This window comes from Kitasatospora sp. NPDC093558 (genome assembly GCF_040683475.1).
GTDB lineage: Bacteria > Actinomycetota > Actinomycetes > Streptomycetales > Streptomycetaceae > Kitasatospora.
In genome coordinates this window covers 1-8,958 of sequence record NZ_JBFBDY010000257.1, presented here as the reverse complement: position 1 = coordinate 8,958, position 8,958 = coordinate 1, and the positions used below count along the sequence as shown (strand labels likewise).

Sequence of the window (8,958 nt, the reverse complement as noted above, 5' to 3'; positions counted from 1 at the left end):
GCCCGCCCCGCCCCCCCGGGCGCCGGCGGGGGCGCGGCCGGCCAGCGGCGCGCCCTCGGCGTCCAGGACAGCTATCTCGCCGTCCAGCAGGGCTGCGACGGCGGCGGCGACGTCCGGCACCTCGGCCCCGCGCAGGACGAGGTCGGTGAGCCGGTCGTGGGCCTGCTCGGCGCGCTGGACGGCGGCGGAGTGGGCACGGACGAGCTCGTTGGCGGCGCCCAGCTCGGCGAGGGCGGCGCGGGTGTCGGCCAGCGACTTGGCGGTGTCCAGGGCGATCGCGGCGTGCGCGGCCAGCGAGCAGAGCAGCGCGACCTCGTCGGGGGAGAAGGCGCGCGGCGAGCGGTCGGCGGCGAAGAGGACGCCGATGACCTGCCCGCCGAGCAGCAGCGGCACGCCGATGATCGCGACGAGGCCCTCGTCGAGCACGCCCGCGTCGATGGTGCCGGTGTGGTGGAAGCGGTCGTCGGTGCGGTAGTCGGGGGTCGCGTACGGGCGGGCGGTCTGCGCGACCAGGCCGCCGAGGCCGTCGCCGAGGCTGAGCCTGAGGGTCTGGAACAGGACGGACACCGAGCCGTCGGTGACGCGCATGTACGTGTCGCCGGCGGCCTCGTCCGGGAGGGTCAGGTAGGCGGTGTCGGTGCCGAGCAACAGGCGGGCGCGGCGGACGATCGCCTGCAGCACGGTGTCCAGGTCGCGGGACGCCGCGAGGTCGCCGGCGGTGTCGAACAGCGCCGTCAACTCGGCCTCGCGGCGCCGGTGCTGGCGCAGCGTGCGGTGCACGCGGAGGGCCTGCCAGGTGGCGTCGTCGATCTCCTGGAGCACCGCGGCCGGCGCCCCCCGGCGGCGGGCGTCGGCCAGCACCTCGGCGAAGTCCTCGGTGGCGGCGCCGGATCCGAGCAGGTCGAGCAGCCGCCGCAGGGCGGGCGCGGCGCCGGCCGTCTGGGGGTCGTTCATGGTGCGTGCCGCCAATCGGCAGTGGGGCGGGAGCGCGATAGTAGCGGCTGGGCCGTCAGGCGGTGGCGGGCTTGGGGACGGCGGTGGTATCGGCCGGCTGCGCCTCGACGTCGGCGAGGTCCTGACCCTTCGTCTCCCGTGCGCAGAGGACGGCGAGCACCGTCAGGGCCGCCGCTATCGCGACGTAGATGGAGATCGGGGTGGCGCTGCCGTAGTCCTTGAGGAGGGCGGTCGCGATGAGGGGAGCCGGCGCCCCGGCCGCCACCGAAGAGAACTGGGCGCCGATCGAGGCGCCCGAGTAGCGCATCCGGGTGGCGAACATCTCGGAGAAGAAGGCGGCTTGGGGCGCGTACATCGCGCTGTGGAAGACCAGGCCGACCGTGACGGCGCCGACGAGCGCGGGGAACGACTTCGTGTCCACGAGGCCGAAGAAGACGAACGCCCAGACCCCGACCCCGACCGCGCCCACCAGGTACACCGGCTTGCGCCCGACCCGGTCCGACAGCGCGCCGAACAGCGGGATCAGCGCGAACTGGACCGCCGAGCCGATCAGGACGGCGTTGAGCGCGGTCTGCTTGGAGAAGTGGGCGTGGCTGACGGCGTAGGCGAGCACGAAGGTCGTCATGACGTAGTACGAGATGTTCTCCGCCATGCGGGCGCCCATGGCGACGAGGACCTCCCGCCAGTGGTGCCGCAGGACGGCGACGAGCGGCGGCTGTTCGACGGTCTTGCGCTCCTTCTGCGCGGCCAACGCCGCCTGGAACAAAGGCGATTCGTCGACCGCGAGCCGGATCCACATGCCGACCCCGACCAGCACCGCCGACAGCAGGAACGGCACCCGCCACCCCCACGCGAGGAACGCGGTGTCCGACTGCACGGTCGTCATCAGCGACAGCACCCCGGCGGCCAGCAGGTTCCCGGCGGGCGCGCCGCCCTGCGGCCACGAGGCCCAGAAGCCGCGCCGCCGCTGGTCCCCGTGCTCCGACACCAACAGGACGGCCCCGCCCCACTCCCCGCCCAGCGCGAACCCCTGCACCAGCCGGAGCACCGTCAGCAGCACGGGCGCGGCGACGCCGATGCTCTTGTATGTCGGCAGCACCCCGATGAGGGTGGTGGACCCGCCCATGAGCAGCAGACTCACGACGAGCAGGCGCTTGCGCCCGACCCGATCCCCGAAGTGCCCGAACACGAGGGCCCCGAGCGGCCGCGCCGCGAACCCGATGGCGTACGTCAGGAAGGCGAGGAGCGTCCCCGTCAGCGGATCGCTGTTGGGGAAGAACACCTTCCCGAACACGAGCGCGGCGGCGGTGCCGTAGAGGAAGTAGTCGTACCACTCAATGGTGGTCCCGATCAGACTCGCCGCCACTACCCGAGGGAGTGAGCGGTTCTCAACCGATGCTGCCATGGGTCACCACTTCCGGTCCGGCATCGAGGATGTCGCCACAACGTAGGAAGCCCAGCCCGTGGGGCCTATGTGCCCAACCCACATAGTCCACCCCCACCATGCAGCCCCCCACCCCATAACCAGCCAACCCTGACCACCGTTGCCCACCCCCCTGCTCCCGCTCCTGTTGCTGTTCCGGTGCCGCTTCGGCGCCCGCCGAAGCGGCACCGGAGGCCGCAGGGCGGGGAGGAGAAGAAACGTTCTGTCACTTCACCGGAAGCCGAAGCGACGACGTTGCCGATGAAAATCGGGCCGGGCCAGCGCACTTGCGCCGGCCCGGCCCCTATTCGCTCCACTCGCGGCGTCCATGCCAACAGCCCGCGCTGCGCGCAGGAAGTCGACCGAGCCGACTTCCTGCGCGGAAGGAGGAGTTACGCACTTGGGGAGTCGGCGAGGCATGGTTTCTAGCCGTCGCCGCTACGGCCGAGCCGAAGCGGCGACAGTGCCGTGTCCGTTCCGTTCTGCGTAGGAAGTCGGCATGACCGACTTCCTACGCAGAGGTTCGGGGACTGAGCCCGCCAGCCCAGCTTCCTGTTCCTGTTCGCGTTGTTCCGTTGCCGATGAGAAAACGGGCCGGCCGGCGAGCATTGCGCTGGCCCGGCTCCAGTGCGTTCCACTCGCGGTGTTCACGGCGACAGCCCGCACTGTGCGCAGGAAGTCGATCACGCCGACTTCCTGCGCAGGAGGAGCGGAGTGTTCCGGTGAGATGGTCAGGACGCGCCGGTCAGCTGTGGGGCGATGTGGTCGGCGAGCCAGTCCAGGTCGAGGCCGGCCAGGTAATCGATGACCATCTCTCGCACGTCGCCCAGGGCGATGCCGAGGCTATCGCCGTGCAGCTGAGCCGGGGCGAGGCCCTGGCGGAAGGCGTCGCGGTCGAGTTCAGAGGCGATCAGCCGGCGGGCGGGGCTACCGCGCGGCGCGTCTGCTGGATCAGGACGGTGGTGGCGCGTTCCAGAAGTTCGCAGAGTGAGGCGTGTTCGGAGGGCGTGAACGCGTCGGTGAGCGCGCGCTCAAGGATGACCACCTCCCGGTAGGCGCGGTCCAGCAGTGCCTGGCCCTCATCGGTGAGGGTGGCGATCTGCACCTTGGCGTGCACCGGGGACGTCTCGCGACGGATGAGTTCCTTGGCCTCCATGTTGGTCAGCACACTGCTCATGCTCTGCTGCGTCACCCCGCAGGAGCGGGCCAGTTGGGCGCCGGACATGCCGCCTTCGCGAGAGAGGATCATCAGCACGGTGTACTGCGTCATGGTCAGTCCGTAGGCGCGCAGCACTGCCTCGTGGTGCGCCATCAGCGCCTGCTCCGACCGCCTGATCCGGGTGCAGAGGTCGTTCTCGATCGGGGCTTCCACTACACGCTCCCACTCAATTAACAGGTTCATGGGTTGACTCAGGAACCTTACATACCTACTGTTCTCAACTGTAAGGATACTGAGTCAACACAGGGGGCTGTAACTATGAAGGCTGTGGTTCTCGACGCTGATGACCACTACCGGGTCGCCGAACTCGACGAGCCCGCCCCTGGCCCCGGCCAGGTGGCGATCCGGGTGGCCTACGCGGGGATCCAGTGGGGCGACACCATGGTCCGGGACGGCCACTTCCCCGTGCCGCGTCCCTTTGTCCCGGGCTTCGAGGCGTCCGGGCACATCGCCGCAGTCGGCGAGGGCGTCGACACGAGCCGTGTCGGTGAGCCCGTCACCGCGCTGATCACGGCGGGAGCCTGTGCCGAGGTGGCCCTGGCACCCGCCGCGCTCACGTTGGGCATCGGCGACATGCCGCTACGGACGGCCGCAGGTCTCGGCTGGGGCGCACCGACCGCATACGACCTGATCAACACCGCCGCGCGCGTGCAGCCCGGCGAGAGCGTGCTGATCCACGCAGCCGCAGGCGGAGTCGGCACGCTCGCCGCCCAGTTCGCCCGACTGGCCGGGGCCGGCCGGATCGTCGGCGTGGTCGGCAATGACAGCCGGGCCGACTACGCCGCCCAGTTCGGCTATGACCAGCTCCTCCTGCGTGAGAACTTCCCGACCACGCTCGGCGACGAGAAGATCGACGTGATCCTCGACCCGGTCGGCGGCTTGACCCGCCACGCCGGCCTCGAGCGGCTTGCCGCGCACGGCCGACTGGTGGCGTACGGCAACCTCAGTACTTACGAACCTGTGCTGGCCAACACCAACGACCTGCTCATGCACGGCAAATCGCTCGTGACCTACAACAGCAACCTGCTCGGCCGGACCCACCCCGAGCGCCTCGCCGACAGTGCCCGCCGCGCACTGGGCCTCGTCGCCGACGGCCAGGTGCGCGTGGACATTACCGCCGAGTACGACCTGACGGACGTGGCCATCGCCGTGCAACGCCTCGCCGAGGGCGCCACCCACGGCAAGACCATCCTCCGCGTCGCCTGACTCCACGCAGAAGGCGCCGACCACGAGGCGGCTCCCGCGACGAGCCCCGGCCAGGACGGGAAGGGATCACCTAGGACGCCGGGAGGGAGCCCATGTGACCCCCAGGTCTGGTCGTGCATCAGGCCGGGCCGGTCGGCCCCGGACCGGGTCACGGACGCATGTCACTTGCCCCGGAAGGCCTCAGCAGCCTCGTCCGGCACATCGAGAACGATGGTGTGGTAGCTGTCGATTCGGGACACTATGGCTTCCCGGGGGCCGCGGCGCCATGCGTCGCTGCCGTAGAACGCAGCCTCCTGATCTCGGTGTGCCTCCAACGAGGCGAACGCGCGGATCAGGTACGCCTCCTCATGACCGTCCTCGGCCACCAGAGAAGCCCCGCAGTCCACTACCCGGATACCGGCGTTCTCCAGCAACGGCACCGACTCCTCCCGCATCACCCGGACGAACTCCTCGCCGGTGCCGGGCTTCAGCCGGTACGTACGAATCTCAAGAATCACAGCCAGTCTCCTGCGGTATGCGACGCCTCGGGCACAACACCCCCTGCCCGTAACGTGCCGACACTACTGGCAGCCACCGACACCCCCGGCAGGCCGCGCGAGGCCACCCGCTGCCGGGACGCTGAGGCTGCCCGGAAGTCTTGGGCCGGTGGCCGCCACCCAAGCTGTCCGTCACGGACGGCGGCTACCCGGGGGGCATCAGGTGGTGACGAGGTCCGACGGGTCGGTGTTCGCCCCGCACAGCACCACGGCGATGCGCTCGCCGTCGCCGGGCTTGTAGGCGCCGGAGGTCAGCGCCGCGAGGGCGGTGGCGGCGCCGTGCTCGACGGCCAGGTGCCGGTGGTCCCACAGCAGTGCACGGGCCTCGCGGATCGCGTCGTCGGTGACGAGGACGGAGCGGGCCTGGGCGCGCTGGGCCCAGTGCAGGGCCGTCTCGCTCGCGCGGCGGGCGCCGAGGGAGTCGGCGGCGACGGAGTCGACTTCGACGTCCACGACCTCGCCGGCCGTGATCGCGGCGTTGAGGGTGCGGCAGTTCTCCGGCTCGACGGCGACGACCCGCACGCCGAGGGCATGGGCGGTCATGGCGGTGCCCGCGAACAGGCCGCCGCCGCCCACGGCGGCGATGACGGTATCGAGGCCGGGGATCTGGTCGTGGATCTCGGAGAGCAGGGTCCCGGCGCCGGCGGCGATGTACGGGTTGTCGTAGGCATGGGAGGCCAGGGCGCCGGTGGTGGCGGCGAACTCGGCGGCAGTGGCGGCGGCCTCGGCGTACTCCTTGCCGACCTGGCGGACGTCGGCGCCGAACTTGTGGAGCTTGGCGACCTTGACGGCCGGGGCGGTGGTCGGCAGGAAGACGGTGGCCTTGATGCCGTGGCGCTGGGCGGCCCAGGCGCAGGCCAGCCAGCCCGGCGTTGCCGCCGGAGTCCTCCGGGGGTGTCAGGACCAGGCGATGAGGTTGCCTCGGGTGGTCAGGCCGAGAAAGAGCAGGAGGGCGCCGCAGCGCTCGGCGGCCGGCACCGAGGATGGGAGTCTGGGCGGCGGAGAACCCCCCTGATTGTCGATCGGTCGACTTCTATGACGACCCTTCGAAGGTACGGATCCGAGCAGGACCAAATTCTCCCAGCGGTTGTGGACTTGGGGGCCGAACGGAGGTTCCCCCGTGATGTCGATGGTGTTTGGTCAGCGGACCGGGACGGGGATGCCCTGCAGGAGGAGGGGGCGGCCGGCGCCGTGTTCCCAGGCGTCCCAGGCGTCGTGGACGCGGAGGGCCTGGTCGGGGGGCATCACGGTGTCGAGCAGGTGGCGGGGGATCCAGTGCAGGGCGCGGATGTTCTGCGGCGGGCGGTGCGCGCTCACGGCCTTGGCCTGCCTGGGGGTTGCGACGCCGCCCGCGTAGACGAGGTTGAGGCCTTCCGGGTAGTTGTCGCGGGGGACGTAATCGACCGTGAGGATCGTGCGGAGGGGGAGGGTGAGGCCGGTTTCGGACTCCAGGTGGCGGCGAGCGGCGAGGTGGGGGAGCTCGTCGGCTTCGGCGCTGCCGCCGGGGAGGGTGTAGCCGTCGCGGTAGACGGGGTCGACGAGGAGGACGTGGAGTTCGCCTTCCCCGTCGGGGTCCTCTCGGAGGACGAAGGCTTGCTGGCCGAGGCGTCGGGCGGGCGGCTTGCGCATGAGGTGATCGTTCAACTCTGCTCCTGGGGTTGGGGGTTGGGGCGGGGGAATGTGACGTCGGAGGTGCTCTGCGGCGGCAAATCCGCCGACGGCGAGGGAACTTAGGTGGAGGCCGGCGAGGAGAAGATCGCCCGGATTCACACCGGCTCGTCGTTGAGCAGGCGCCGGTGGGAGCGGGCGCCGGAGCCGGGGGCGATCTGGCGGGGACTGAGGACGCTGACCTGGTCGGCCCGCGTGGTCCACTCGACGCCGCCGCCGATCGGGCGGAGGTACATGATGCCGCCGCACTGCTCCATGAAGACCCCCTCGCGCGGCCGGCCGTCACTGAGGTGGCCGCGATCGATCACCACCTCGTGGGGGAGGGGGACTTCGGACATGGGGGTGCTCTTGTTCATCAGGGGGACTCCGATCCGTAGTGCGATGACTACCGGGAGTGCCTAATGTCCTCTACGCTCTGGAGCAGTTCAACTTGTCCAGCGCAGTTCGTTTGGTGGGATGAATCGCCGTGAACAAAAAGGAACTTGACCCCGAGTCCTCGCCCGATGCGGAGTTCGGAGTGCTGCTTCGCACGTCACGGGAGCAGCGCGGCTGGACGCAGGAGCACCTGGCGGAGCTGCTTGGCTGCACATCGTCGTACATCTCGGCCATCGAATGCGGTCGAAGGAAACCAAGTCAACCGTTTGTTACTCGACTTGACAGGGTGTTCGGCTCCGGGGAGCAGTTCCTCCGGGAGTGGGACGGCACAGGCCAGCGCACCTTGTTCGAGGGGTTCGACGAGTACGTGCGCTGCGAATCGAAGGCCGTGCTCATCCGGTTGTTCGAGGTCAACATCGTTCCGAGCTTGTTCCAAACCCCTGCGTACATCGACGTTCACCAGGAAGCGCCCGTGCTTCGCGGGTTCGCGACGCAACAGCAGGCCGATGAGCGGACCGAACTGCGTAAACGCAGACAGCGTGTCCTAACTCGCGATCCAGCGCCCCATGTTCACGCGGTCATTGATGAAGGAGCGCTGCGGCGGACCATGGGCGATCGCGCTGTCATGGTTGAGCAACTGCAGTACCTGGAAGCTCTCGCAGCTCAACCGCGGATCCTGCTTCAGGTCAGCCCGTTCTCCCTCGGAGCGGCCCGACCGTTCGCGCTTCCGCTGACGTTGCTGACCATGCCGAACGGGTCCATCGTGGGATACGGCGAAACGGAGCAACGCGGCTTCCTCGACCGTGATCCGGAGACGCTGGCCGCGTTGACCCGCGAGTACGATTATCTCCAGGTTGAGGCGTTGTCCCGGGCGGAGAGCATCGAGTTCATTCGAGAAGTGCGGAAGGGTTTTGAGCATGGATGACCTATGCAATGTCATGTGGCATACGAGTAGCTACAGCGCCCAGGCGGGAAATTGCGTTGAGGTGGCCCGTGGCCTCCATGGCGCCATCCCGGTCCGTGACTCCAAGGACCCCGAGGGGCCCGCGCTGGCTTTCCCCGCCGAGGCCTGGTCCGCTTTCGTCGCTGCCGTCCAGGCTGGCGAGTTCGGCGAGGTCTGAAGCCCCGCGTTGCCGGGAGCCCCTGCCTAGTTGGGTAGGGGCTTCTTGCTGCCCGGCCGCCGCAGTCCGATGCTTGTTGGCGTCGAATCGCGAGCTGTGGAGGCAACTATGGCGCCCCTCGAATGGTTCAAGTCCAGTTACAGCAGCAACGGCGGCGAGTGCATCGAGGTCGCGGCCAACTCTGTTCACTATGTTCCCGTTCGTGACTCCAAGGACCCCCAGGGCCCCGCGCTGGCCTTCCCTGCCGAGGCCTGGTCCGCCTTCGTGACCGCCGTCCGCTCCGGCGAGTTCGGCGAGGTCTGAAGCTCCGAGTTGCCGGAAGCCCCTGCCCAGCCGGGCAGGGGCTTCTTGCTGGGCGGGTTAGGTTCTGTACGGCGGATCTTGTGACCGTCGCATGATCGGTTCGTTGTACTGGTCATGGGGCGGGGAGATCTGAGCAAGGACGAGTGGGACCGG

10 protein-coding genes and 1 pseudogene are annotated in these 8,958 nt (G+C 69.4%); 4 read left to right on the top strand and 7 right to left on the bottom strand.

Features of this window, described 5'->3' with window-relative positions; genetic code table 11:
- The 3 genes from AB0O00_RS22350 to AB0O00_RS22340 all read right to left on the bottom strand — a co-directional run.
- The coding region (locus AB0O00_RS22350; protein ID WP_363654399.1) for a GAF domain-containing protein at window positions 1–954 on the bottom strand (954 nt) is incomplete at its 3' end.
- A gap of 55 nt (window positions 955–1,009) precedes the next feature.
- Window positions 1,010–2,359, bottom strand: coding sequence for an MFS transporter (locus tag AB0O00_RS22345; RefSeq protein ID WP_363654397.1), 1,350 nt, complete (start codon window positions 2,357–2,359; stop codon window positions 1,010–1,012).
- A gap of 928 nt (window positions 2,360–3,287) precedes the next feature.
- Window positions 3,288–3,749 (bottom strand): MarR family transcriptional regulator, encoded by a 462-nt coding sequence (locus AB0O00_RS22340; protein ID WP_363654395.1) that lies wholly within the window; start codon window positions 3,747–3,749, stop codon window positions 3,288–3,290.
- 105 nt (window positions 3,750–3,854) lie between these two features.
- Here AB0O00_RS22340 and AB0O00_RS22335 point away from each other — a divergent pair, with 105 nt between their 5' ends.
- Window positions 3,855–4,802 carry a zinc-binding alcohol dehydrogenase family protein gene (locus tag AB0O00_RS22335; RefSeq protein WP_363654393.1) on the top strand — a complete coding sequence of 316 codons (948 nt, stop codon included), beginning with the start codon at window positions 3,855–3,857 and terminating at the stop codon, window positions 4,800–4,802.
- Window positions 4,803–4,963: 161 nt separating this feature from the next.
- Here AB0O00_RS22335 and AB0O00_RS22330 read toward each other — a convergent pair whose 3' ends face one another.
- The 4 genes and pseudogenes from AB0O00_RS22330 to AB0O00_RS22315 all read right to left on the bottom strand — a co-directional run bounded on the left by AB0O00_RS22330 (window position 4,964) and on the right by AB0O00_RS22315 (window position 7,344).
- Window positions 4,964–5,299: an NIPSNAP family protein gene (locus tag AB0O00_RS22330; protein WP_363654391.1), complete on the bottom strand. Its 336-nt coding sequence runs from the start codon at window positions 5,297–5,299 to the stop codon at window positions 4,964–4,966.
- A gap of 198 nt (window positions 5,300–5,497) precedes the next feature.
- Window positions 5,498–6,221, bottom strand: a pseudogene (locus AB0O00_RS22325) (pyridoxal-phosphate dependent enzyme); the annotation flags it as partial.
- 257 nt (window positions 6,222–6,478) lie between these two features.
- Window positions 6,479–6,982 (bottom strand): NUDIX hydrolase, encoded by a 504-nt coding sequence (locus AB0O00_RS22320; protein ID WP_363654389.1) that lies wholly within the window; start codon window positions 6,980–6,982, stop codon window positions 6,479–6,481.
- Window positions 6,983–7,104: 122 nt separating this feature from the next.
- Complete coding sequence (locus AB0O00_RS22315) at window positions 7,105–7,344, bottom strand: hypothetical protein (protein ID WP_363654387.1); 240 nt, start codon at window positions 7,342–7,344, stop codon at window positions 7,105–7,107.
- Window positions 7,345–7,472: 128 nt separating this feature from the next.
- Between AB0O00_RS22315 and AB0O00_RS22310 the strand changes: the two genes are divergently transcribed.
- The 3 genes from AB0O00_RS22310 to AB0O00_RS22300 all read left to right on the top strand — a co-directional run bounded on the left by AB0O00_RS22310 (window position 7,473) and on the right by AB0O00_RS22300 (window position 8,805).
- A complete protein-coding gene (locus AB0O00_RS22310; RefSeq protein WP_363654385.1) occupies window positions 7,473–8,306 on the top strand; it encodes a helix-turn-helix transcriptional regulator in 834 nt (277 codons plus the stop codon).
- Window positions 8,299–8,502 carry a DUF397 domain-containing protein gene (locus AB0O00_RS22305; protein WP_363654383.1) on the top strand — a complete coding sequence of 68 codons (204 nt, stop codon included), beginning with the start codon at window positions 8,299–8,301 and terminating at the stop codon, window positions 8,500–8,502. The genes AB0O00_RS22310 and AB0O00_RS22305 overlap by 8 nt, the downstream gene beginning before the upstream one ends.
- Window positions 8,503–8,610: 108 nt before the next feature.
- Window positions 8,611–8,805, top strand: a complete 195-nt coding sequence (locus AB0O00_RS22300) for a DUF397 domain-containing protein (protein WP_363654381.1) — start codon at window positions 8,611–8,613, stop codon at window positions 8,803–8,805.
- Window positions 8,806–8,958: the final 153 nt, after the last annotated feature.